23 protein-coding genes and 1 tRNA gene are annotated in these 24,653 nt (G+C 62.9%); 12 read left to right on the forward strand and 12 right to left on the reverse strand.

The features are described from left to right. Positions 1-2 precede the first annotated feature (2 nt). From LMTR21_RS16395 to LMTR21_RS16405, 3 genes are all read left to right on the forward strand, one after another. The gene (locus LMTR21_RS16395) at positions 3-1,019 is read left to right on the forward strand and encodes a transglycosylase SLT domain-containing protein (protein WP_065755584.1); all 1,017 of its coding nucleotides are present in this window, start codon (positions 3-5) and stop codon (positions 1,017-1,019) included. Positions 1,020-1,382: 363 nt separating this feature from the next. Then, positions 1,383-2,558: a DUF2336 domain-containing protein gene (locus LMTR21_RS16400; protein ID WP_065755585.1), complete on the forward strand. Its 1,176-nt coding sequence runs from the start codon at positions 1,383-1,385 to the stop codon at positions 2,556-2,558. A gap of 405 nt (positions 2,559-2,963) precedes the next feature. Further along, positions 2,964-3,944, forward strand: a complete 981-nt coding sequence (locus LMTR21_RS16405) for an IS110 family RNA-guided transposase (protein ID WP_065750579.1) — start codon at positions 2,964-2,966, stop codon at positions 3,942-3,944. 242 nt (positions 3,945-4,186) lie between these two features. On the opposite strand, the gene LMTR21_RS16410 is transcribed toward LMTR21_RS16405, so the two are convergent. The 5 genes from LMTR21_RS16410 to LMTR21_RS16430 all read right to left on the reverse strand — a co-directional run bounded on the left by LMTR21_RS16410 (position 4,187) and on the right by LMTR21_RS16430 (position 9,225). Beyond that, positions 4,187-4,765, reverse strand: a complete 579-nt coding sequence (locus tag LMTR21_RS16410) for an Hpt domain-containing protein (protein WP_065753622.1) — start codon at positions 4,763-4,765, stop codon at positions 4,187-4,189. Positions 4,766-4,786: 21 nt separating this feature from the next. Further along, positions 4,787-5,332, reverse strand: a complete 546-nt coding sequence (locus tag LMTR21_RS16415; protein ID WP_057837246.1) for a response regulator — start codon at positions 5,330-5,332, stop codon at positions 4,787-4,789. 141 nt (positions 5,333-5,473) lie between these two features. Then, positions 5,474-6,253: an NAD kinase gene (locus LMTR21_RS16420; RefSeq protein ID WP_065753623.1), complete on the reverse strand. Its 780-nt coding sequence runs from the start codon at positions 6,251-6,253 to the stop codon at positions 5,474-5,476. A gap of 124 nt (positions 6,254-6,377) precedes the next feature. After that, positions 6,378-8,507: an adenylate/guanylate cyclase domain-containing protein gene (locus LMTR21_RS16425; protein ID WP_065753624.1), complete on the reverse strand. Its 2,130-nt coding sequence runs from the start codon at positions 8,505-8,507 to the stop codon at positions 6,378-6,380. A 49-nt stretch (positions 8,508-8,556) separates the two neighbouring features. Then, positions 8,557-9,225 carry a hypothetical protein gene (locus LMTR21_RS16430; protein WP_065753680.1) on the reverse strand — a complete coding sequence of 223 codons (669 nt, stop codon included), beginning with the start codon at positions 9,223-9,225 and terminating at the stop codon, positions 8,557-8,559. Between the two features lie 295 nt (positions 9,226-9,520). Between LMTR21_RS16430 and LMTR21_RS16435 the strand changes: the two genes are divergently transcribed. After that, entirely contained in the window at positions 9,521-11,107 is a 1,587-nt protein-coding gene (locus tag LMTR21_RS16435; RefSeq protein ID WP_084030658.1) for a S10 family peptidase, read from the forward strand. 173 nt (positions 11,108-11,280) lie between these two features. Here the strand turns inward: LMTR21_RS16435 and LMTR21_RS16440 are convergent, their stop codons facing one another. Then, entirely contained in the window at positions 11,281-11,814 is a 534-nt protein-coding gene (locus tag LMTR21_RS16440) for a tetratricopeptide repeat protein (protein WP_065753625.1), read from the reverse strand. A 470-nt stretch (positions 11,815-12,284) separates the two neighbouring features. Here LMTR21_RS16440 and LMTR21_RS16445 point away from each other — a divergent pair, with 470 nt between their 5' ends. The 4 genes from LMTR21_RS16445 (at position 12,285) to LMTR21_RS16460 (ending at position 15,431) form a co-directional block, all read left to right on the forward strand. After that, on the forward strand, positions 12,285-12,707 hold the full coding sequence (locus tag LMTR21_RS16445) for a hypothetical protein (protein WP_141688356.1): 423 nt from the start codon (positions 12,285-12,287) through the stop codon (positions 12,705-12,707). Positions 12,708-12,905: 198 nt separating this feature from the next. After that, on the forward strand, positions 12,906-13,961 hold the full coding sequence (locus LMTR21_RS16450) for an alpha/beta fold hydrolase (RefSeq protein ID WP_065753626.1): 1,056 nt from the start codon (positions 12,906-12,908) through the stop codon (positions 13,959-13,961). A gap of 303 nt (positions 13,962-14,264) precedes the next feature. Continuing rightward, positions 14,265-14,978, forward strand: coding sequence for an outer membrane protein (locus LMTR21_RS16455; RefSeq protein WP_065753627.1), 714 nt, complete (start codon positions 14,265-14,267; stop codon positions 14,976-14,978). Positions 14,979-15,191: 213 nt separating this feature from the next. Then, positions 15,192-15,431, forward strand: coding sequence for a hypothetical protein (locus LMTR21_RS16460; RefSeq protein ID WP_057857169.1), 240 nt, complete (start codon positions 15,192-15,194; stop codon positions 15,429-15,431). A 97-nt stretch (positions 15,432-15,528) separates the two neighbouring features. Here the strand turns inward: LMTR21_RS16460 and LMTR21_RS16465 are convergent, their stop codons facing one another. The 3 genes from LMTR21_RS16465 to LMTR21_RS16475 form a co-directional block, all read right to left on the reverse strand. Next, entirely contained in the window at positions 15,529-15,783 is a 255-nt protein-coding gene (locus LMTR21_RS16465; protein ID WP_065753628.1) for a hypothetical protein, read from the reverse strand. A 366-nt stretch (positions 15,784-16,149) separates the two neighbouring features. Continuing rightward, positions 16,150-16,626, reverse strand: coding sequence for a hypothetical protein (locus LMTR21_RS16470; protein WP_065753629.1), 477 nt, complete (start codon positions 16,624-16,626; stop codon positions 16,150-16,152). 197 nt (positions 16,627-16,823) lie between these two features. Continuing rightward, on the reverse strand, positions 16,824-17,042 hold the full coding sequence (locus LMTR21_RS16475) for a hypothetical protein (RefSeq protein ID WP_246175616.1): 219 nt from the start codon (positions 17,040-17,042) through the stop codon (positions 16,824-16,826). A gap of 514 nt (positions 17,043-17,556) precedes the next feature. Here LMTR21_RS16475 and LMTR21_RS16480 point away from each other — a divergent pair. Continuing rightward, positions 17,557-18,477 carry an alpha/beta hydrolase family protein gene (locus LMTR21_RS16480; RefSeq protein WP_488225956.1) on the forward strand — a complete coding sequence of 307 codons (921 nt, stop codon included), beginning with the start codon at positions 17,557-17,559 and terminating at the stop codon, positions 18,475-18,477. Positions 18,478-18,635: 158 nt separating this feature from the next. Here the strand turns inward: LMTR21_RS16480 and LMTR21_RS16485 are convergent, their stop codons facing one another. Next, on the reverse strand, positions 18,636-19,175 hold the full coding sequence (locus LMTR21_RS16485) for a MarR family winged helix-turn-helix transcriptional regulator (protein ID WP_084030664.1): 540 nt from the start codon (positions 19,173-19,175) through the stop codon (positions 18,636-18,638). Positions 19,176-19,552: 377 nt separating this feature from the next. On the opposite strand from LMTR21_RS16485, the gene LMTR21_RS16490 reads away from it, so the two are divergent. Beyond that, a complete protein-coding gene (locus LMTR21_RS16490; RefSeq protein WP_065753632.1) occupies positions 19,553-21,133 on the forward strand; it encodes a porin in 1,581 nt (526 codons plus the stop codon). A gap of 490 nt (positions 21,134-21,623) precedes the next feature. Here the strand turns inward: LMTR21_RS16490 and LMTR21_RS16495 are convergent. Then, positions 21,624-21,698 (reverse strand) — tRNA-Thr (locus tag LMTR21_RS16495). A gap of 470 nt (positions 21,699-22,168) precedes the next feature. On the opposite strand from LMTR21_RS16495, the gene LMTR21_RS16500 reads away from it, so the two are divergent. Beyond that, positions 22,169-22,864: a sulfite exporter TauE/SafE family protein gene (locus LMTR21_RS16500; RefSeq protein ID WP_065753633.1), complete on the forward strand. Its 696-nt coding sequence runs from the start codon at positions 22,169-22,171 to the stop codon at positions 22,862-22,864. A 60-nt stretch (positions 22,865-22,924) separates the two neighbouring features. Continuing rightward, positions 22,925-23,899 carry a Bug family tripartite tricarboxylate transporter substrate binding protein gene (locus tag LMTR21_RS16505; protein ID WP_065753634.1) on the forward strand — a complete coding sequence of 325 codons (975 nt, stop codon included), beginning with the start codon at positions 22,925-22,927 and terminating at the stop codon, positions 23,897-23,899. Positions 23,900-23,972: 73 nt separating this feature from the next. Here LMTR21_RS16505 and LMTR21_RS16510 read toward each other — a convergent pair whose 3' ends face one another. Further along, positions 23,973-24,218 (reverse strand): hypothetical protein, encoded by a 246-nt coding sequence (locus tag LMTR21_RS16510; protein ID WP_065753635.1) that lies wholly within the window; start codon positions 24,216-24,218, stop codon positions 23,973-23,975. Positions 24,219-24,653: the final 435 nt, after the last annotated feature.

Genomic DNA, 24,653 nt, shown 5'->3' on the forward strand with positions numbered 1-24,653 from the left:
ACATGGCGGTCGACACAACAAGCGCCACGGCTGCGGCAGGTGTCGATCCCACGCGCGCGAGGATCGCGGGCTCGATCAAGCAGGCGGCCTCGACCACCGGCGCCAGCTTCGAATACCTGCTCGCCACCGCGAAGATGGAATCCAATTTCAATCCGAAGGCCGCCGCCACCACCTCGTCGGCGCGCGGGCTGTTTCAGTTCATCGACCAGACCTGGCTCGGCACGGTGAAGGAGGCGGGACCTCATCTCGGCTACGACAAATATGCCGACGCCATCACCAAGAATTCCGACGGCCGCTATTCGGTCGACGATCCCACCGCACGCGCCGCCATCATGCGGCTGCGCGACGATCCCGAAGCTGCTTCGGCGATGGCGGGGGTGCTGACGCAATCCAACAGTTTTAAGCTGACCGGCAAGATCGGCCGCCGGCCGACCGACGCCGAACTCTATATGGCGCATTTCATGGGCGTCGGCGGCGCCGGCAAATTGATCCAGAGCGCCGAGGACAATCCGAACGCCTCCGCCGTGCGGATGTTTCCGAACGCCGCGGCGGCCAACCAATCGATCTTCTATGACCGCTCCGGGCAGCCGCGCAGTGTCTCCCAGGTCTATTCGGTGCTGAGCACGCGCTACGCCGCCGCAGCCAACTCGCCGGTGACGCGCACCGCGATGGCCGCCGCCGGCGGCGACTTGCCCAGGCGCATCACCGTCGCGAGCGCCACACCTGCCACCACGGCGATCGACAACGCCGCGTATCTCTCGAGTTTCCCGGATCAACGCGCGGTGACGCCGGTCGTAGCAGCGTCGCAGACTGCCTCGGCGTCGACGGAGCCGATCTTCCGCTCGCTGTTCCAGGCCGGCGAACGCACGCAGCCGATCTCGGCGGCGGTGCAGGAATTGTGGGGCAGCAATTCGTCAGTTGCGTCAGCGAGCACGGTCCTGTCGGGCCACAAGCCCGAGGTCCGCGCACCCGGAAGGCTCGATCTGTTCAGCGACCGCAACGGCACGTTCTCAAGCTAGCCGGCAGAGGACGGTGTCCGGACGAAATCCTCCATACGAAGGCTTTCGGACGTGCCTGTCACGATAGGACTGCTGGATTTCTTCGTCCGCTCGCGTCAAGCCTGAGTTGTTCACCGGAAAATACGAAGCCGTTTGGTGATGGAGCAGGGCTCCTTCGCGGGATTCCCCGCCGGATGTGCCGGCAGAGGAAAGGATCCATTATCGCGGCGCGGTATCAAAACATTAACGAGGCGTTGCCTCGCCCTTAACAAAACGTCAATGAAACCAGCCGTTTATGGTGAACCCTTTGTTAAGCGTCATGGTTTATTTTTTCTAATAGTGGCATCGCGTTCCGGTGTCGATTGAGGTTGCGTAGCCAGGACCATGATTGTTCGGCAGTTCATCAGTTGGATTCGTACCGCTCCGGCAGGCGAGCGGGCAGAGGCGACGCGGGCGTTGGCGCGGGCCTGGTTGATTTCAGATCTCAGCGACGACGATCGCATCGCCGCCGAAGGCGCGCTTCTGATGCTGCTCGATGATCCGTCGCCGCTGGTCCGACAGGCGATGGCGGAAGTCTTCGCACGCAGTTCGGATGCGCCGGCCGCAATCGTGCAGGCGCTGGCGCTTGATCAGCCCTCGATCGCGCTTCCCGTCCTCGAACATTCGCCGCTTTTGATCGATGCCGACCTCGTCGATATCGTCGCCACCGGCAACAGCGATATGCAATGCGCCATCGCGCGCCGGCTCCATTTGCCGCCGTCGGTTTCCGCCGCGATTGCCGAAGTCGGCTCGGCGGCCGCAGCGCTCGAACTGATCGAAAACGCTTACGCCGAGCTGGCGCCGTTTTCCTGGGACCGCATCGTCGAACGTCACGGCCATCTCGCCGCGATCAGGGAATCGATGCTGGTGCTGGAAGGATTGCCTGCCGCGACCCGCGCGGCGCTGGTCGCCAAACTCTCCGAGACATTGGCGCAATTCGTCGTCGCCCGGAACTGGCTGAGCGCCGACCGGGCAGGGCGGCTCGCAAGCGAAGCGCGCGAGCGCTCGGCCGTGAACATCGCGGCTCGTTCGCGCGGCGAGGACATGGCCGGGCTGATACGGCACTTGCGCGCCACCGGGCAATTGACCGCTGGCCTGATCCTGCGCGCGCTGTTGTCGGGCAATCTCGACCTGTTCGATGCTTCGCTGGCCGAACTCGCCGATCTGCCGCTGTCCCGCGTCACCGCGCTGCTGCACGACCGCGGCGGCGCCAGCCTGCAGGCGCTGCTGATCCGCGCCGGCTTCCCCGAATCGACGTTCGGCGCCTTCCGCATCGCGCTAGAGGTCAGCCATGAGACCGGCTTTGTCGATACGGTCGGCGGCGCCGCCAGATTGCGCCGCCGCATGGTCGAGCGTGTGCTGACCTATTGCGAGACCGACCGCAAGGCCGCCGAGCCGCTTCTGATCCTGCTGCGGCGCTTTGCGACCGAGTCCGCGCGCGAGGAAGCCCGCGCGTTCTGCGAGGAACTGGTCGCCGACGAAGCGTTCGTGCCCCCCGTGCGCGATCTGATCGCGGCGTAAGGTTCGAGATTTCGTAGGGTGGGCAAAGCGAAGCGTGCCCACCATTCTTCTCACGCCTGCCGGCGCGCGTCTCGAAGGATGAATGGCACCAGCCGGGCCGCATGGCTCGAGACGGCGCTTACGCGCGCCTTCTCACCATAAGGGTTTAGGTGTTGCTTCACTCGGGATGGTGGGCACGCTTCGCTTTGCCCACCCTTGTATTAGCGCGAAGGATTAAAGTGGTCTCGTTCCGTGAGGAATGGCCCAGCCGGGGTGGCCACCCTGGCTGGGCCGCCGATTGATCGGATCGATGCCCACCGAAGCCTAGAGGGCTGTCTTACGTAGCAAGATCGCAATCGGCACTTCATCGGGACCCGGATGGTTGAAGGAACTTCAGGTTCGCATCACAAGGGAGGGTCGACGAAGATGGCCAAGCGTACCACAATCTGCGCCGGGATCGATACCGGCAAACGGAAGCTAGACGTGGCGATCGATGGCAACTCCTTGCAGCTGCAAGTCGAGAACACGGCTGAAGGCCACAAGGCGCTGTTGGAGTGGTTGCGGCGCCACAAGGTCAAGCGCATTGGGATCGAGGCGAGTGGCGGCTATGAACTCCCAGTCGTCAGCGAGCTGCGGCGCAAGCGGTTCGTTGTGGTGGTGTTTCAGCCGGCACAAGTGCGGGCCTATGCCAAGTTCCACTTGCAGCGCGCCAAGAACGACAAGATCGATGCCGCGCTGATTGCCGCCTGCACTGCTGCGGTCAAGAAGATCCACGCCGCCCCCGATCCCCGGCTGCAGCCGTTTGCCGAACATCTGACGCTGATCGAACAGATCGGAGAGGACATTACGCTGTACAAAAACCGGCTCGAGGCCTGCCGCGATCCGCGCATCCAGAAGGTCTGGAAGGACGAGATCGCCCGCCTGGCCAAGCGCGAGAGGGTCGAACTCAAGGCCTTGGTGGCCGCGATCCGCGAGCATCGCGACCTCGCCCAGCGGCTCGATCTGATCTACAGCGTGGGCGGCGCCGGGATGCCGACCGCAGTCGCGGTCCTGATACGCATGCCCGAGATCGGCCAGCTCAGCCGCGAGCAAGCCGCCGCTCTCGCCGGCCTTGCGCCCTATGACGATGACAGCGGCGAGCACAGCGGCGCCCGTCACGTCGACGGCGGACGCAAGAGGCTGCGTCGGGCGCTCTATACGGCGGCGCTGCCGGCATCCTTTCGCTGGAATCCGCAGCTTATCGCCCTTTACAGCCGGCTGAGGGCCGCTGGAAAAGAGCACAAGCAAGCGCTCATCGCCTGCGCCAGGAAGCTGCTCATCTTCATCAACACTGTCGTGGCACGTGGCACGCCTTGGCAAGACCAGCCCCCCTTGGCTGCAACGATGGGCGCCTCGCCAGCAAGCTAATCCAAGTTTCTTGGTTCGACCGCAGCACCGTTTCTTCGTCCCGACCTGCCATCCCAACGACGTCGCGCGCAGCCGTCGTCAAGGATGGCCGTCGCTCCAATCTCTCGCCACCCACAGCCGCCGCCAGGCCACGCCTTGACGGTGGCGAGCACGGCGTCATGCTCAGCGGAAACGGACAATCAATCGCGCACAATCAATCCGTTTAATGGTTGCTACATTCTGCGCTCGCAATAACGAGCCGCTTACTCCGCCGGCACGATGCTCGGCGCCAGGATCGCCTCGAGATGTTCGGGGCGGTCGCGATTGACCTTCAGCAAAAATTCGTCGGCAACGCCGCGGAGCTGCTTGCTCAGCTTGCTCGCCATCACGGCGGTGTCGAGCTTGGTGCGTTCGCGCACGATCGCCTGAATGGCGTTGATGTGGTGGGTGATCAGCTCGGGCGGGACCTGGTCGAGGTCGGGCGCATGCTCGATGATGCGGCACAGGCTTTCGGCGGCAGCACCCGCGGAAGGGAAGCCGAAGGTGGCGGCGTCGCCCTTGATGTCGTGGGCGGCGCGAAACAGTTCTTCGCGGTTGTCGACGGTGAATCCGTCGCGGATGATGACCGCATGCGCGGCCGAGAGCCGGTCGGCCTCGATCGCCATCCAGGTCTTGAATTCGCCGGACAGTCCCGCGAGCGCCTTTTCGGCGCGGCCCACCGGGTCGTCGAGATCGGATTCGGGTACGCGCAGCAGCACCTTGCGCAATGGATTGGGCTGCGTGATCACGTGGTGATCGGCGAACGATTTGACCTGTATCGTGCCTGGCTTTTCTTTCGCCATGATAGTCTCTCCAGGCTCGCGCTAGACGTTCGAACGCGCTTTGTCGAGCAGCGACGGCTGCTGCATCACTTCGACCTCGCCGCCGACGCGGCGCTCGGGGCCGATATAGGTGTTGGTGGTGTTGCGCCGGCGGTCCGGACCGAAATAGGTCTTGGTCTTGATGAAGGGGCGCGGGCTGGCGACGACGTTGAGGATGCGCTGGTAGAGGCCCTTGGCCGAGATCGGCTTGGCCAGAAATTCGGTGACGCCGGCGTCGCGCGCGACCGTCACGCGCCGCTTTTCCGAATGCCCGGTCAGCATGATGATCGGGGCGTAGGGATTGCCCTTGGATTCCGGCTGCCGGATCATCTGTGCCAGTTCGAGGCCGTCGAAGATCGGCATCGCCCAGTCGGTGATGACGATATCGGGCACATAGTGGCTGTACATTTCGAGCGCAGTCGCGCCGTCCTCGGCCTCATAGACCTCGCGCGCGCCGAACGAATGCAACAGCGTCCGCAGGATGCGGCGCATATGCGGATTGTCGTCGCAAATCAGAAATCGCAGCTTGTTGAAGTCGATGCGATACATGGTCCGGCCCGGCCCAGCGAAACGGTATACTGGCGTTAACCATATCGCGGCGCCCGTTAAGGAATGGTTGCGAAGCGGGCGTATTGGGCTCGCGTGGCGCCATTTTCGGGACGATGAGGCCGTTCCACGCCGGCGCCTGAATCAGGACCCGAACTGCTCGCGCAAAATGCGTTCCTCGAGGCTGTGACCGGGGTCGAACAGCATCCGCATCGAGATCGTCTTGTCGGACAAAACTTCGACGCGGCGGACATCGCGCACGTCGTCATGGTCGGCGGCGGCGGCGACCGGGCGCTTTTCGCCCTCGAGCACCTCGATCACCACGAAGGCGGAGTTCGGGAGCAGGGCGCCGCGCCAGCGGCGGGGGCGGAACGCGCTGATCGGGGTCAGCGCCAGCAGCGCGGCATTGATCGGCAGGATCGGTCCTTGTGCGGAAAGATTGTAGGCGGTCGAGCCGGCCGGCGTCGCCACCAGGATGCCGTCGGCGATCAATTCCGCCATCCGCTCGTGTTCGTCGATCAGGATACGCAAATGCGCGGCCTGGTTGGTCTGACGGAACAGCGCGACCTCATTGATGGCATGATGCAGATGCACCGCGCCGTGCACGTCGGTGGCGCGCATCAGCAGCGGATTAATCAGCGATTCCTTCGCCGCAGCCAGCCGCGTGTGCAAATCATGCGTGGTGAATTCGTTCATCAGGAAGCCGACGGTGCCGCGATGCATGCCATAGATCGGCTTGCCGGAGCGCATATGGGCGTGCAGCGTCTGCAGCATCAATCCGTCGCCGCCGAGCGCCACCACGACGTCGGCATCGGCGGCAGCATGGTTGCCGTAGAGCTTGGTCAGTTGCGCCAGCGCGGCCTGCGCCTCGGCGCTTGGGCTCGCGACGAAGGCGATCCGGTCGTATCGCTTGGAAGTGGCCATCGGACGACGAACTCATAGCTGGCGCCGGATTGCGCCGCGCTCGTCTATACACCATGGGCAGGCTTGTCGAGATGGCCGGAACGCCCTTTCGCGCCGGTAACGTAAACCGGCGGTCATCGGAACGTCATTTTTCCTGCAATGTCCGGATCGGGTCCCAGTCCGGGCCGGGCGGGTTTTGGGCCAATTCCCGGGCCCGCGCGGCAAACAGCGCCGCCGGGCGGTCGATATCGGCCGACCGGCCGAAACATTCGGCGGCGCGTTCGAATTCGCGGCCCCGCCAGTGCGCCAGCCCCTCGGCGTAGTCGGCGATCAATGTCTGCTGCGCGGGCGTCAGCCCGGCCGCCAGCGCCAGCAACTGGTAGATTTTCAACGCCTGGGTTCGTCCCTTGACCCTGATGGCATCGAGTTCGCGCCAGGCGAAGGCCTCGCCGCAAAGCGCAACCGTGGTCTCCGAAGCGATCACGGTGGTGCCGTAGAATTTGTTGGCGCCCTCCAGCCGCGATGCCAGGTTTACAGCGTCGCTCATCACGGAGTAGTTGAAGCGCCGCCGCGATCCGAAATTGCCGACCAGCGCCTCGCCGGAATTGATGCCGATCCGCTGCGCCAGTTTGTATCCCTGGAAGAGGGGGGAAGACGTGTTGAGCTCGGCAAGCTGCTTGCAGCAATCCAGCGCAGCGTGCGCCGCATTGGCGGCGTGATCAGGATCGTCGGCCGGCGCGCCGAACACCGCCACGACGGAGTCGCCGATATATTTGTCGACATATCCGCCATGGCTCTCGATGACGTCGGTCATCGCCGACAAATATTCGTTCATCAGCTCCATCAGGCCGTCGGGCGACATCTTCTCCGCGATCAGCGAAAATCCTTCGATGTCGGAGAAGAACACCGTCACGTTGCGGGTCTCGCCGCCGAGTTCCGGCAGTTTGCTCGACGACAGCATGCGGTTGATGACGTGCGGGGCGAGATAGAGCGCAAAGCTCTTTTGCAAGAGGCGGCGGTCCTTGTCGGCGACGACGAAGCGGAAGCCGATCGTGGCGGACAACGCGGCAAGGCTGGCCAGGAACGGCTCGACCACCGGCAGTGCCAGAGCGTGGTTGAAGGCGATGGTCGCAACCGCCACGCCTAGCACCATCATGCCTGTCCAGGCCGCGAAGGCGATGACAGGCCGGAACAGCCAGGCAGCGGCCGCGGCGAGCGCGGCAACGAGCGTTGCGATCAGCAGACGGGGAATCGGCCCCGGTTCAACCACGCCATTGCGCGCGATCAGGTTGTTGACGGCGGTGGCGTGGATGTAGACGCCTGCGATCGTGCTCTTCTTGAAGCTGGCTGCGACCGGCGTGCTCTCAGCTGTGCAGCGCGGGACGCGCGCGCCTTCAATGCCGGTGGCAAAGCGCTTGGACGTGAAGCGGCGGTCCTCGATATCGAGCACGGTGCCGAAGATCACGACCTTGCCGGCGAACCAGCGCCGGAAATAATCCTTGTCGTTCTTGACGGCACAGGCGCGCAGATCGGCAAAGGTGAAGGTTGGAATATCGTCGCCGCCGCCTTCGAAATTCAGCGTCATCGTGTTCGGCACGCGGCCCGGAACCTGGTAACCGGCCAGCGTCAGTCTGCCACGCTCGTCGAATTCGGGTGCCGCGCCCAGCGCCCGCGAGGCCAGCTCGACCGCCATCGTGGGCACCCTCGTGCTGTTGACGGTAAAACTCAGCGGCATGCGCCGCAGGATATCGTCGCTGTCGACGTGGACATTGAGCGGGCGGATGTTCTGCTGCTGGCGAACCGCGACCCGCTGTCCCGGCGACGGCCGGACCGGCTGGTTGCCGCCGAGGACTTCTCCCAGCACCACCTTGCCGTTCGCCGACGCACCGGCAAGCGCGCGAAGAAAGTCGCGGTCGAATCCGCGGACCTTCTCGCCGAGCGTGCCTTCGCCGAATGGTATCTCCGACTGCTCGATCGATTTCGGAATCACCATGTCGAAGCCTGCGACCTTGGCGCCGCCTTCGAGCGTCGCCGACAGCACGCGACCGATCTCGCCGGTCCAGGTCAGCATCGGCGCGTCCTTGAACGGCGCGGTGCGCAGGCTCTCCTCGTCCATCGCGACGACGACCGCCGGCGAGGTGGCGGGATCCTGCCGTCGGCCGAACACATCCCAGCGCAGCGCCGTGAGGATATCGATGGAGAGCCCGCGGATCGGCCGGGCCGCCGGCGAAACCGACGCGGCGGCGCAAATCAGCGCGATGGCAGCGATCGCCATCCTGTTGCGCGTGCTGCGCCTTACTCTCAAGCTGGAAGGTCCGGCACGCCTATTCCATCCGCAGCAGACGGCCGACGATCGGCGTCGCGCCGGGCTTGGCCTGCTCATCGACGCGGAACACGATCTTCGACGACTTGAACGAGGCGGCGTAGAGCCCACCGGGCGCCAGCGCGACGTTCTCGCTGGCGAAGTCGACGAACCGTCCCTTGAGCTGGGTGCCGCCCAGGCTGATTTCCTGACGCTCATCCGGCACGTCGAGGCGCCGGATGACCAGCTTGCCGCGTCCCTTGGCCTCCACCAATGGCGAGGCGCCGTAAAGCGTGAGCTGCGGCTGCGGCAAGGACGCCTTGTTGGCGTCGACGCTGCGCAGCACGGTGGCGGCGACGCCGCTGGTCTCCCGCGTCGTCACGTTCGCCTGGTTGGCATCGCAATTGGTCTTCTCGGCCTTGACGTCGGCGAGGTGGACGGCGCTCTCCTCGGTGCCGACGACGACGGTCCCGGTGCCGGTGATCGTCTCGCGCCGGCATGATTTCAGGTAGCTGAGAATGACGGAGCCGCCGTCGCCGATCTTGATCACGGCCTTGGGCGTCACGTAATCCATGAACTCGGCACCGGTAACCTTGCCCTGAACGTCTTCGACGACTGCGACCGGCGATTGGGCCACCGCCGGAGAAGCCAGCGCCAGCAGGCCGAGACAGACAGCGATCGTAGGTTTCATCTTTTGGGACCCCATTGAAAAGCGCAGGTTCATTAGTCGCGCCAGCGCCAGAATGGTTTCATGGATGGATCGAAAATACCCCGCAAATACGCCGGGGGAACCGACCGATAGCACCTAACGGCCGGCGGGGACAACCAGCGGACGTAACGACCAGTTTCTCACGGGATGCTGTCGGGATTGTGATTTTCGGGGAGGTTTCTCCGTGTTGTGCACCACCGCTCCATTGTCGCAGTCTTGCGGCAGAATCTGCAAGGAAGCGGCGGGATCGCGGGGCACGCGCGCAGGAGCAAACGGCATGGCTTTTCGTTTCACGGCGGCGCGTCCCATGCGTCTTGCCGCCATCCTTCTGGTCGTGTGTTGCGTCGGCAGCGCGCGCGCCGAGGAGGCGAGTTCGCCAACCTCGCAGCAGCCGGGCGCCGCCACGCCGTCACCGTCGCCATCGGGCCAGAAGGGGGGAGCCGGGCGAGGTCCCGCCGCGCCGCCGCCGTCTGCGGCCGAGCAGCACCGCCTGCCGCCGGATTCGACCACCAGGCAAACGCTGGCGCTGCCGGGACGCACACTCAATTTCACCGCCACCGCCGGCTCGATCCGGCTGTTCGACGACAAGGGCGAGCCGCAGGCCGATATCGCCTACACCTCCTACCAGCTCGACGGCGCCGATCGCGCCGGCCGCCCGGTGACATTCCTGTTCAACGGCGGCCCGGGCGCGTCGTCGGCCTGGCTGCAGTTCGGCGCCGCCGGTCCCTGGCGGGTGTCGATCACGGGCGAGGGCGCGGTGTCATCGGCGACGCCCGATCTGTTGCCCAACGCCGAGACCTGGCTCGACTTCACCGATCTCGTCTTCATCGATCCGGTCGGCACCGGCTACAGCCGCTTCGTCGCGACCGGCGAGGATGCGCGCAAGCGGTTCTACTCCGTCGACGGCGACGTCAGCGCCGTCGCGCTCGTGATCCGGCGCTGGCTGGAAAAATACGACCGTCTGCAATCGCCGAAATTCGTCGTCGGCGAAAGCTATGGCGGCATCCGCGGGCCGAAGATCGTGCGCAATTTGCAGACCCAGCAGGGCGTCGGCGTGCGCGGGCTGATCCTGGTTTCACCCTTGTTCGACTACCGCGACTTCTCCGGCTCGAGCCTCCTGCAATACATGAACACGCTGCCGAGCATGGCGGCGGTGGCGCGCGAGGCCAAAGGCGAAGGCAAGAGGCCGGTGACGCGCGCCGATCTTGCCGACGTCGAGCGCTACGCGCAGGGCGAATTTCTGACCGATCTCGTCAAGGGACAAGCCGACAAGGAGGCGACGACGCGGCTTGCCGACAAGGTGGCGTCATTGACCGGCGTCGATCAGGCCGTCAGCCGCAGGCTGGCCGGCCGTTTTGAAGTCGGCGAATTCCGCCGGGAGTTCGACCGCAGCAACGGCCGCGTGACAGGACGCTATGACGCCTCGGTTTCGGGCATCGATCCCTATCCGGATTCGAACTACTCGCATTTCGGCGATCCGTCCGGCGATTCCCTGATGGCGCCGCTGACGAGTGCAGCCGTCGACCTCACCACGCGCAAGCTCAACTGGCGCCCGGATGGTTCGTATCACCTGCTCAACGAGGCCGTGTACAGGGCCTGGGATTTCGGCCGCGGACCGGCCGAGTCGGTCTCACAGGTGCGCCAGATTCTGGCACTCGATCCGAAAATGAAACTGCTGGTCAGCCACGGGCTGTTCGATCTCGCCACGCCTTACTTTGCGTCGAAGGTCATTCTCGACCAGTTGCCCGCCTATGCGCGATCGGACCGGGTGAAGCTCGTCGTCTATCCCGGCGGCCACATGTTCTATTCGCGCGACGGCGCACGTCAGGCGTTTCGTGCGGAAGTCGAGAGGGTGATGCAGTGAGCGCAAAATAAAACCGGCGCAGTTTGAGCTGCGCCGGCGATTTCTTCGTCATTGCGAGGAGCTCGCGACAAAATTGCAAAGCAATTTTGCGCTGAAGCGACGAAGCAATCCATCTTTCCGTTATGCCGCGCTATGGATTGCTTCGCTCGCAATGACGCGGAGAGACTAACGCCTCAGTAAACCAGTCCCGTGCCCGGTGCTTTTTCCAGCGCGGCGGCGAGCGAGCGATATTCCTCGCTCGAGGTGCCGGTGAGCTGAGCGATCTTGTTCAGGTGAAACTGCGCCTGATCGCGATTGCCCTGTTCGACCTGCCACAGGCCGTAATATTGCCAGGTCTTGACGTGGTTCGGATCGGCCTTCAGCGCGCGCTCGTACCAGATCTGCGAGACCTTGTAGTCGCCAAGCTGACGATAGGAGTAGCCGATCAGATTGGCGACGGCGGCGCTGTCGTCACGGCCGAGCGCCTTCAATTGCGCGATCGCCGCAGCATAGTCGTGGCGCTCATAGATCGTGGCGTAAGCGGCGCGATAGCCGTCGGCAAAAGCAGTCTGTTCGCTGCCGGGACGGGCTTCGCTGGATTTCTTCTTCTTCGGCGGCGGCGGTGGATCGTTGTCGGGCGCGGCGTAAACGACGGTAACGACAGGGGCTGCCGCAAGCGTGAGCGACAACATTGCGAGAGTCAAAAGCCTGATCGCTAACTTATTCATGCATTTCTCCTGATGGCCGGCCCGGCGATCCTACACCGAAGCCCGTTGATGTGAACACCTGGCGGTTGAGAACATTCCCGGGTGCCTTTCACCGCGATTCCGCCAATTTTCACCGGCGGCCCGGCGTCAACGGACATGACGAAGATGTCATTCAGATGAACGGCGTCCGAAAGTTCGATTCAGGAGAAGTTCAGTGCGCGGTCGCTAGCTTCGCTTGCAGGTCGGCGAGCCCGGCCGTTCCATCGTAGCTGAATCCGATTCGCCGGCGCGCGCTTCGCCCCCCATTGCCCCCGCGCCTGCGAATGTCAGGCCAGCCCACGCGCCATTTGCTTTGCTGATGGCCGTGGGCTGGTGCGCACTCAATTTTTCGGGAGCCATGCAAGGGGATAACCGAGTTGCGAATTCCCTTCCGCTGCCGATCGGTCTAAGAGACGGCGATCGGGCAGGGGAAGAGTCACTTGAAGGTTTGCTTGGGGCGTTCAGTCAAAATCGCGGCGATGATGTTGTTGCCGATCGCGCTTTCGGCCTGCGCGGCCAGCGACGAGGGCAAGCCGATTACGTTTACCGAGGATCGCGGCATCTCTAGCCAGCCATTTCCAAAAAATTACCGCGCCGAAGTGCTGGCGTTTCTGAAGACCTATCTCAACAATCCCGTCGGTGTGCGCGATGCCGCCATGGCCGAGCCGGTCGAACGCGTCATCGGTGGGCGCCAGCGCTATCTCGCCTGCGTCAGGTTCAGCGCCCGCGAATCCGAGGGCGGCTACCGCGAGCCGCGCGTACGCGCCGTCCTCTTTGTCGACGGCCGGCTCGATCGCATTATTGAAAACGCTGCCGAGCCTTGCGCGGGCGCAGCCTACGCGCCGTTCGCGGAACTGGAGAAAATGACGCGCTAGGTTCTCGCGCGCTGCGTTGAAGGCGCAGAACTCGCGCAGGCCGGATCTGTGCTGCCAGCTCCTCCGCGTCTCCCGGTCCACACGAGAGTGTGATGGCCTGTATCGCATCCGTTAGATCGCAATGATTGACATGAAGCGGGTCGGCTATTTATATCGCATCCGATCTAATCGTATAAGATATAGAAGGAGTAAGACCCCATGTCCCGGCCCGTCACGCCTGACCGCCGCCGCTTCCTCGGCGCCGCTGCCGTAACCCTTGCCGCTGCACCCTTCGCCATGAGCGGAGCCCTGTTCGCCCAGTCCGGCGACGCCAAATCCGGCGCGAGTGCGGTCAAGCCGAGCGCCCATACTTCCTTTGCCGCGCTGAAGCAGATCGATGCCGGCGTCCTTAATGTCGGTTACGCCGAAGCCGGGCCCGCCAATGGCCCCGCCGTCATCCTGCTCCACGGCTGGCCTTACGACATCCACGCCTTCGTCGACGTGGCCCCGGTGCTGGCATCGGCAGGCTTCCGGGTGATCGTGCCGTATCTGCGCGGCTATGGCACGACACGCTTCCTCTCGGCCGATACGCCGCGCAACGGCCAGCAGGGCGCGCTCGCCAATGACGTGATCGCGCTGATGGACGCGCTCAGAATCGAGAAAGCGGTGGTGGCCGGCTTCGACTGGGGCGCGCGGACCGCTGACATCGTCGCCGCGATCTGGCCAGAGCGCGTCAAGGCGCTGGTCTCGGTCAGCGGCTACCTGATCGGCAGCCAGCAGGCCAATGCCAGGCCGCTGCCGCCGTCGGCCGAGTTGCAATGGTGGTACCAGTATTATTTTGCGACCGAGCGCGGTCGGCTTGGCTACGAGAAATACCGTCGCGAGTTTTCCAAATTGATCTGGCAGCTCGCCTCGCCGAAGTGGAATTTCGATGACGCCACCTTCGAGCGGAGCGCGGCGTCCTTCGACAACCCCGACCACGTCGCCATCGTGATCCACAATTACCGCTGGCGGCTCGGTCTCGCCCCGGGCGAGGCCAAATACGACGAATTGGAAAAGCGGCTCGCCGAGTTTCCGGTCATCTCGGTCCCGACCATCACCCTCGAAGGTGACGCCAACGGCGCGCCCCATCCGGACCCCAGCGTCTATGCCAAGAAGTTTTCCGGCAAATATGTCCACCGGCTGCTCACCGGCGGGATCGGGCACAACCCGCCGCAGGAAGCCCCGCGGGCCTTTGCCGATGCCGTCATCGAGGTGGCGGGCTACCGAGGGTGAGGGAAGATACAGCCGCCGGCGGCCACCCGGCTCCCGACGGCTTTCCCGGGACGGAACCGTGAACGAATTCCGATCACTTTTCGGCGATGCTTGAACCTCGCCTTATTCATCCCCGACTTCACCTAAGCGGGAAATCCCCCGGTTAACCTCGAAAAAATCCTTACATGCGAGGGAACTGGAACGCTTTGTTGCACTGCCGTCACAGCGGCGTGCCGTCGGGTCGCAGGCGAATGCCGCAAAGCAACCTAAATGAGGTCACGTTGTTTGGATTGGTATCCGCAACGTCTGTAACGGGGATAGTCGATGAAGAAGATACTGCTCGGCGCTGCCGCGCTGGCCGCCATGGCGGCTCCAGCCTTTGCGGCCGACATGCCGCCGCGCCCCTACACCAAGGCGCCGGCCTATACCGCGCCGCAGGTGGTCTACAACTGGACCGGATTCTATGTCGGCGGCCATGTCGGCGGCGCCTTCGCTGGTAGCAACTCCCTGCAGGGCAGCGACGCCCGCTTCCTTGGCGGCGTGCAGGGTGGCTTCGACTACCAATTCGCGCCGAACTGGGTGCTGGGCGCCGAGGCCCAATATAGCTGGCTGTCCAACGGCAATAATAATGGCACGGTATTTCCGGGCGGCACGGTCGTGACCTCCAATACCGACCAGCTCGGCTCGGTGACCGGCCGGATCGGCTACACTTGGGGCCCGGCGCTGCTCTACGCCAAGGGCGGTTACGGTTGGCGCGACGGTAACAATCTCGGGGTATCGGTGGCCGGCGTGCCGGCGGGCTTCACCACCAACGGCAACCGCAAGGACGGCTATACCGTCGGCGGCGGCCTCGAATACATGTTCGCCCCGAACTGGTCGGCCAAGGCCGAGTACCAGTACTACAATTTCGGCAGCACCACCTTCACCTCGGGCCCCGCCGACATCACCGGCCGCAGCTTCCGCGACGACGAGCACACCGCCAAGGTCGGTGTGAACTACCGGTTCGGTTGGGGTGGCCCTGCCGCTTCCAGATATTGATAGCGACCGAGGTATCGACATGCGCAAAGGCCGGCTTCACGCCGGCCTTTTTGTTTGGGGCAAGGGCCGGCTTCATGCCGGGCGTCGTTTGAGAAGCGCCGAGGCGAGTGCGCGACGCAGGTTTTGGCGGGGCGCGAAAAAAAATTCGCGCTGCATGCAACTTTTCGTCACGATCCGATATTATGGTTCCGGCCGGCTGGTGGGACAACGAACATGCGTGCTTTTGCGTTAGGGCTGATCATTTCCGCAGCGGCGTTTCCGTGCCTTGCCCAAACGGTCCTGAAATCCGAACCGCTTATCCTTGCCCCTTATGAAATCGCCTTCGTGCAGGACCCCTCATGCGGGGCCGGCAAGGTGCGCAAGGTAACCGGCGCGATCAGGGGACTGCAGCGGCGCAAGGCCTGTGTGCCCCTGTCTGCGGAGCAGGCATCGCTGGTCTCGGCGACGCCGTAAGCGCCGATTTGCCGCCTCGGATGTCGTCCCGGCGAGCGGGACTCACAGGCCGAGGCCGGCCGCTTGTCTGGCGTCCGTCCTTACGACGCCAACTTTCCTATGACGCCAACTGCAATTCCGTCTGCGCATCGCGCTCGGCGTCGGCCTTGTTTCGGGCCGGGTCTTCGTACGGCTCGAGCTGGCACGGCTTGATCTCGTAGTCATGGTCCAGCACTGGACGGGGACGGGCGCTGCCTTGCTCGGAGACGACATCGACCACGAGGCCGCTCTTCTGGGCAATCTTCCAGACATCGGCCGCGGTGGGATAGGCCTTGCTGAGCTTGGCATCGTTTGAGAACAGCGCGTAGGGCATTGTCGGCTCCGATAAAAACGGTCAACGCGGAAGCGGGGTCCGGGTTTCAGGCTTGGCTGCCAGGATCTTGGCTGCCATGCCGCCATTCCACAGACTGTTTCGGGAGCAAATTGGCTCGCTTCGGCCCATTTTCGTGGAGTCTCTGAGTCTTTAACGAGCCGTAAATCCCCGAAAAAAGAATCCCCGAGACTCCCCGGCCAGAATCGCCGGATGGTTCCGGCCATGAGAATGAGCCTCCAGACCTCCTGCCAGCGTGTTCAACTCACGCTGACTGTCTGCCTGCTGGTCGCCTGCGCGGCCAACATGGCGCTGGTCTATGCCTGGCTCTGAAGATCGCGCTGATATCGGAGAGCAGCGCTTTAAAGTCTACTTCGCCGGTCGCGTCGGCGGTTCGCCTTCCCGGAGAGAAGCGTGCACCTTGGCCATGGTCGCGCTGCAATAGGCCTCCCGCTCGCGGTTGAACCGCTCCTGATGCGCGCGGAAATTCGCGACCCGCGCCCTGATCTCGGCCTGAAAATCGACTCGGAAATCGTCCCGCAGGTCGAGACGCGCAAGCGGGGCGGGCCTTGATAACTCTTTCGGCATGTCCATTGGCGCGGCGGCGGGCATCGTCTCCGCCGACACGGTCTCGATGGCAGGCAACGACAAGTCGGGCAACCGCACGTCGGGCAATGGCGCGGCCACGCGGGCTGGTTCGGATGTCTCGACGGCGGGCAAGACAACAATGGGCAGGGCAACTGGCGCCGTGATCGTCTTCCCGGCCTCCGGCATCTTGCCGGTTACCGATTGCACAAACGCCATCGTCTGCGCGATCAGGAGATCGCGTTCCTTCATCCATTTCATGGAAACACCTCGGCCCAAGGCACTCCACCAAACGGCTTTTGTGGAATCAAGCGGCGGCGGAGGTAACGGTGGATAACACCTTTGCTTTTGCGCGCAAGGTGACAAAACGGTGACAGTTTGGTGCGCTGGCGTGCATATGCGCATCACGCTGAGTGACGACGTTACTCGCCGCAAGCGCGGGTCGTTTGAAGCCGGCGCTAGCGTTCGCGGGGATTCGTGTTGGGGACGAAGGGCGCGCCGATCACGCGGACCGGCGGCTGGTCGCTGACATAGATGATCCGATTGTCGGCCGCCGGAGCTTGCTCGACGCGGGCTATCCGATCGGCGAGCCGAACCGGCTTGTCGTCCAACCCAAGCAGCGTCACGCCGCCAGCAATTGCCACGCTGACCAATGTGACGGCGGCCAGTAGAACCATGTTGCAGTTTTCTTCGCGAATTCTCATGGGAAGAAAACGTAATGGGGCCGGCCGCGGTTCCTGGCGCGTCAGCGTTGCGCGGAGCAGTGCAGGGTACGCGATCCGAGAACCATGCTGGAATTGCACTTTTAACGAGCGGGTAGGTCGCGAGCTTTTACCGGTTGCGCGCCTGGTTCCGATTATGAGTTGCCCAAACAAAAATTGCCGGCACAAGCGTCGGATGACAGCTCACGACTATCCATATGTATGCTTGCAGACATATGGTGGTTGCATTTATACAACAGAATAACCCGGCAGTGGGGCTGTCGCTGTGGATTCTGTTACTGACATGAAAATTCATTTTGGGGCCGGAGGCTGGATTCAATGGCCTGACTACGAAGAGTTCTCGATCGAGTTCATGAAGCTGCTCGGCATGGCTCAGGAAGGCGGCTCGTTGATATCGGAATGCTTCCTTGCGGCTGGCCGAATTGATCCAAGCGATGGCGGCGAGTCCTGGTATCGGGAATGGACGAGGATGGCGGAAGCCAACAATGCGCGCGCCAACGCTTCGCTGGAGCGGGGCCATGTGCTGACCGCGCAAAGCAACTGGCTCCGCGCCATCAATTACTATCAGGCGTCAGCGTTCGCATTCGATATTGCCGACAAAAGGCAGCAGGGTGCAATCGAGGCCATGCGGGCCTGCGCCCGCCGCTACATCTCGCATTTGACGCCCGCCGGCGAGGTCGTGGAGATTCCCTGGCTGGAAGGTCACACGTTCGAAGGCTATTTTTTGCCGGCGCCCGCAATTGGTCGAAGCCCTGCCGTCATATGCATGGGCGATCCAGGGCATCGCAAGGAGGAATATCTCTTCAAGGTCGCGCGCTACGCCCGCGAGCGGGGAATGTCGCTGCTGGCGGTGGACCTGTTTGGCTCGGACGCGAGAGCCAAATTCGAAGACGTCGTCGGCCGCCCCGACCTGGAAACGTCGATCAGCTGCGTCATGGACTACCTCACGACGAGGGATGATATCGACGAGCACCGGATAGGAATTCTGGGCGACGGGGCCGGATCCTCCTTCGTGGCGCGCGGCGTCGCTCTCGACAATCGTTTCGCCGCGGCGGTTTGCGACGGCGGGATCTGGGATATGCAGGAGCAGGCTTTTTTGATGGACCGTCTTCCGTCGGGCAACTCCGGGAATGCAGGAACTGACGGCGTTAGGTTCGGGCGAAAATTCCGCTGCCCGATCCTGATTACCCTGGGCGCGGAGGGCTGGCTCGAAAGCGACCACGCGACCAATCTGTTCGAACGGTTGAAGGTCGATCAGCCCGACGTTTCACTAAGGATCTTCGAAGGCTCCGAAACCGCCTCCGCGCAGGGGCATAGCGACAATCCCACGCTCGCCAACGAGTTCATTTTCGACTGGATGGCCGATCGCCTCAAGTTGGCGATGAACTAGAGCGGGTCCGGACCCGCAGGGCCGCGTTGGCGCAAAGTGTGTAGCGGTTTTCCCTTGTGACAAACGCGAACGCGTTTGTGCGGAGATCATGCTCAAACAAGATAAAACGGGATGACGTTTCGAAGAAAGTCATCCCGCGCTGGTGAGGCGGCAGCTATTCATATGCCTATGGCAACCCTCAGACTGGCCTTCTCAAGGCGGTTCTTCAGTGCCGCGAGCTTGCTGGTAAACTCGCTGAGTTCACGGTCGCTGAACTCCGCAAAGATGAAGTTGTTGAGCTCCTCCTGTTGAGCAGCCAGGCTTGCGATGTGCTTATAGGTCTTGTCAGTCAGGGACATCTGCACGACCCTGGCATCTTCCTCCGATGCCTTCCGGCGCATGAAGCCCTTCTTCTCGAGCATTTTCGACTGGGTCGTTACGAAGGACGGGTCCACGTGGAGCATTTTTGACACCACCTTCACAGGTACGCCCTCTCCCTGATCCAGATCGGCCAGGGCCATCAGGATCATCCATTGCGGGCCGCTGATGCCGAGGGCTTTTGCCCAGAAATAGCGAATCTCCTGGAGGTGCACGTTGATGGCGGCGATTTCCCAGGCGAATTGCCGGGCGATGTCGTGATTCTTCCCGCCGGCCTCATTCGATTCTCCGCGTTTGGCGCGGTTCGAGGTGTCCGATCCCTTGCGTGGGTCCTGTCTCATGGCTGCGTCCCGTCCCAAGGTCTGCGCCAAGCAGCTTAGCCGATTTAATAACGAAATCATCCAATTGGAGCGGTCTGCGCGCACAATTTCGTGCGTTCGGCGGTGTTGCCGTCGCGACACAGTCGGATTGGATAGAGATAACTGAGTTCATAAAGTATTTTGATTACGTAAGTTGCGCATGCATAGTTCTTGAGACGGTCAGGGGGGTCCTCGATCGTTCCGTTTTGGTGGTTCGCTTAAGTCCCTCGCGTTCATGCGGGTGTGTCCGAAGGCGCGAAGCGACTGGAGCGGTTTTTAAGGACGAAGGGCGGGCTGTCCTCTGGGGGATCAGTCGGAGGTCCGCCCTCGTTCTGCAGAGAGCAACTTGGAGGTTTAACATGAATATGATCAAGAGCCTTGTTCTCGGCTCAGCGGCGGGTCTGATCGCCATGAGCGGGGCACAGGCGGCGGATCTTCCGGTCAAGGCCAAAGCGGTCGAGTACGTGAGGATCTGCTCCCTGTATGGTGCGGGTTTCTTCTACATCCCGGGCACCGACACCTGCATCAAGCTGGGTGGTTATCTGCGCGTTGACACCACGTTCAACGGCGGCGTCTACGGTCAGCCGTTCTATAATGGCGACAACGGCCAGGGCAATCGCTACCGCGACGCCTTCAACTCTCGTTCGCGTATGGCGCTGACGATTGATACCCGTACCGCCACCGAATACGGCGTCGTCCGCACCTTCGGTCAGGGCGACTTCCAGTTCCAGAACTTCGGAACGACCAACCCGGGCACTGCCGCGACCACGGGCATGCCGCTCAACAACGCCCTGCTTTCGACGGCTGGCGGCGGTTACGTCGCGGTTGAAATGGTGTTCATCCAGTTCGCTGGTTTCACCTTCGGTAAGTCGGCTTCGGCCTACGCGACGCCCTGGAACGGCTATCCGGGCAACAACAACTCGTTCCTAATGGGCGGTCCGGACTACGTCACCGGCGTCAACAACATCCAGTACACCGCTCAGTTCGGTAACGGCGTGTCGGGCACCATCGGTCTCGATGATCCGTCCGTCTTCAACCGCACGGCGGTCTGGAACATTGCCAACGGCGTCAATGTTAACGGTACCGGCACCAACGCCTACAGCGGCATCCGCGCTCCCGACATCGTCGGTAACATCCGCGTCGACCAGGCTTGGGGTCTGTTCCAGATTTCAGGTATGGCCCACCTCGTGAGCGCTACCTACAACACGCTCGGCGCCGGCGGCGCTCCGGTCGCCGGATCGGAAATCTCCGGTCACCCCGAAGACAAGTGGGGCGGTGCGGTGACGGCTGCGTTGCAGATCAAGAACCTCCCGACCGGTGCGGGCGACGACATCAAGATCGACGCCACCTACGCCAAGGGTGCCACCAAGGCCGTGATCTCGACCAGCGGCGGCTCGCCGAACTTCGCGATGTTCGGCAGCACCGGTATTGCCGGCGGCTACCAGAGCGTTGGTTTGGGCAACTCGGCTGACGGTCTCTACCTGCCGGGCGTCACGAACGGCATCATCCTGACCTCCGCTTGGGGTATCCGTGGTGCGTTCAACCACAACTGGGATCCCTACTGGTCGACCAGCCTCTGGGGCAGCTACGCTTCCGTCCGTTATGACGGTGGCGCCAACGACAACCTGGCTGGCATCGCGTCCGCCAAGGGCGTCTACTGCGCTGCCTTCGCGGCAACTCACGCCGGTCAGACCGGTGTTGCTGGTAACGGTACCTACAGCTGCAACCCGGACTTCAACATTGCCCAGGTTGGTGTGGTCACCCGCTGGACTCCCGTCAAGAACCTGACGTTCTCGGCTGAAGTCGGCGCGTTCTTCCTCGACCAGAAGATGGCTGGTAGCTCGACGTTCACGCCGACTGCTCCGAAGCCGAACGCTCTGTACGAGTTCAAGGACCAGAGCACTGTGTACCTGAACGTTCGCGCTCAGCGTAACTTCTGATCCCGAAAGACTTGAAACACTCGGAGAATCCCCGGCAGGCAACTGCCGGGGATTTTTCTTTGTATGATGGTCATCTTCGCAAGTGCCGGCCCGGCATCAGTTGAACGCGTAGACGGGGGGAGGGGATCGGCGGTCTGCCGACAAAGTCTGGAAACGATAAAAAATGGAAAAATGTGATTTACTCATGTAATTATATAATCTAATATGGTCGCAAGGTAACCGGTCGCTAGCTGGTCGCCTGTTGATCCTGAAGGGGCCAAAACTCCTTCATGATAAACCTCCGAAACCTCCGGCAATGCCCTGCCGGAGGTTTTTACTTTTTCAGGGCACGCGCATTCGATGATTCGGCGCGTAGCGCGCGAGCGGCAGCTTCTTCTCGGCAAGAAAAGCTGTGCTGTCGGAAGTGGGCACAAGAAAGCGGAGTGCTGCGTGCCTTGAGACCTGGGCCTGAGACTTGGGCCTTGAGATTTGGGCCTTGAGACTCGGGTTGTGGTGCCGGCTGAGGGGATTGAACCCCCGACCTTCGGTTTACAAAACCGCTGCTCTACCGCTGAGCTAAGCCGGCGAATTTGAAGCGATGGGCGAGTGTGAAACGTTCACCGCCCGGGTCCGATCTTCGCGGCTCGAATACCAGACTTGTCCGCAAAGGGCTAGAACCCCGCATTCACTCGCCGCTGGCCCACGCATGAAAAAGGCGGCCCTTCGGCCGCCTTTGGTGCTCGATTCGGCTGGTCTTACTGGCAGATGTGCCTGCGGCCGTCGTCGCCGCGCAGGCGCGCGCGCCGCGTCAAACCAGCGTGATGTCTTGCGTGGATGGCGCGAGACCTTGTGATTTCGGTTGTGCGAAGTTCCGTCGCGCGCCCTACGATGAGCGGGCTGACCGCCGCTCCTTTGTGTCGATGAAAGGCCTGCTTGATGAAGTCTTGACCTGACAAAGACTTCCGGCTGGTATTTCATGGCGTTTTCGAGCGCAAATTCAAAACGAGAAGTTCGGCTTTGAGCCGGGCTTCAACTGATACAGCGAGCAGGGGGCGTATGTTCGGAATTCTGGGGCTGGGGTTTTTGCTGGGCATGCAGCATGCGCTCGAAGCCGATCATATCGCCGCCGTCTCCAGCATCGCCGCACGCCGCAGCCATGTCACCGATATCGTCAAGCACGGGCTGACCTGGGGGCTCGGTCACACGCTCACTCTGTCCGTCTTTGCCGGGATTGCCATCCTGCTCGGCCGCGCGATCCCGGACGACGTGGCCCAGCCGTTGGAGACCGCCGTCGGCGTGATGCTGATCGGCCTCGGGGCGCATGTGCTGTGGCGTCTGTGGCGCGACCGCGTGCACTTCCACCGCCATGGCCATGACGACGGCACGGTGCATTTCCATGCCCATAGCCATGCCGGCGAAACCGCGCCGCATGCCCGCGCGGCCCACGCGCATGACCATGGCTTCCGCTGGCGCACCCTGGTGGTCGGCTTGATGCACGGCATGGCGGGCTCGGCTGCGCTTCTGGTGCTCGCGGTCACGCAGGCCTCCAGCCCCGCCGCAGGCCTCGGCTACATCGCGCTGTTCGGGGTCGGCTCGATGATCGGCATGGGCGCGCTGTCGGCGGTGATTGCGGTGCCGCTTGCGGTCTCCGCGCGCTCGCTTACCTGGGCTAACCGCGGCCTGCAGGGGGCGGTAGGCCTTGCCACGATCGCGATCGGAATAATGACGGTGGTCGAGACGGTGCTGGCCTGAGGCCAGCCCGTGTCGGCGTGCAGGCCGGTGAACAATTATAAAGTGTTGGGAGGACACAGGATGAAGCGCCGAGATTTTCTGGCTGGAAGCGCCGCATGTTCGTTTGCCGCGATGACGGGCAAGGCGTTCGCGCAGACCGGGCCGCTGACCAAGATCATCTTTCCGTTTGCAGCCGGCGGCGGCGGAGACGCGCTTTGCCGGCTGCTGGCGCAGCACATCGCGCCATTGCTCGATCGCAACATCATCGTCGAGAACCGCACCGGTGGCGACGGGCTGATCGGCATCAAGGCGGTGAAGGGGGCTCCTCCCGACGGCAGCACCATCCTCGTGACCACGGGGCCGACGATGTATTTGCTGCCGATGGTCGAGACCACGCCGAGCTTCGATACGGCCAAGGATTTCGTTCCGGTCAGCCAGCTCACCCGTTTCGAGTTCTGTGTGTTCGTCGGCACGGCGGTGCCTGCCGAAGTGAAGGACTTCAAGCGATTCGTCGCCTGGCTGAAAGCCAATCCGGACAAGGCGACGTTCGGCGTGCCCAGCAACGGCACCATTCCGCACTTTACCGGCTCGCGGCTCGAGCAGGCGCTCGGCATCAAGCTGACCCGCGTGGCCTATCGCGGCAGCGCGCCGATCATCAACGACCTCGTCGGCGGCCACATGCCGTTCGCGATTTCCACGCTGACCGATGCCATCCCGCAGCATCGCGCCGGCAACGTCCGCATTCTCGCGGTTGGCAGCGCGGCCCGTTCGCCGTTCCTGCCGGAGGCGCCGACGCTGCGGGAGAGCGGCGTCGATCTGGTGGCGGATGCCTGGTACGGCATGTGGCTGCCGGCGGGCGCTTCGCCGGATTTCGCGAAAAGGCTGAGCGAGGCAGCCGCCGCCGCGCTCGCCAAGGGAGAGGTCAAGGAAAAGCTCTCCACCATCGGCCTGATCCCTGTCGGCTCGACGCCGGAAGGCCTGACCAAGGAGCTCGCCGCCAACACCGCCTTCTGGCAGCCGATCGTGAAAGAGACGGGCTACAAGATTACGAACTAGGAGATAGGTACTCGGCCGAGCAGACGAAAAAATGGCCCCTTCAAGGGACCATTTTTACTGGTCGGCGTCTCCACTAGTCGTCCCAGTAATGACGCCGGATGACGACGCCTCGGTCGCCATAATAGTTGCGGTGATACCATCCGCGATGCGCGCCGCGATCGCGTTCATAGAACCCGAAGCGGGGACCGCCGTAATAGCGATCGCCGTAATAGTCCCGATCGCCGCCCACATAGACGCCGAATCCGCCTGCGCTTGCTGCCGTGGGCGCACCGATGGCGAGGGTTGCCAACGCGGCCAGCACGTATGAGAGCTTTCTCATTGTTCCTCTCCACTCGTTGTTGCCGCGAGTAAAACGAATGCCGCCTTGGCCTGTTGAAGGGAACACCGAGAAACTTTCTTGAATGCATGTTCACCATCATGGCAATCTTCATTGCACCGATGGTGCTGCGATGGGCGCGGATCGCAGCGAGATCCGGCTCCGCGCAGTGAGCCAGCATCGGTTGCCTTAGCTCGTCGCGGCGCCAACGCGCGTAATCGGATTGCGGCGCGTCGCGTGGAATAGCGAGGCGGTCAGGGCAGCTCCGGCTGAACGGCAACACCTGCGGGAAATTATCGCAGTGGGTGCCGGTTCCCGAGGCCATGTGGGTGCTAATCGCCTGAATTACCGTATGATTTGTCAATGCTGGTTTTCGTGCACGCGATGGGCCGCGAAACCTGCCGCGCGCTTTGACTTGATGATGATTCCCGAGTTTAG

Origin of the sequence: Bradyrhizobium paxllaeri, assembly GCF_001693515.2 — a bacterium.
Taxonomy (GTDB): Bacteria; Pseudomonadota; Alphaproteobacteria; order Rhizobiales; family Xanthobacteraceae; genus Bradyrhizobium; species Bradyrhizobium paxllaeri.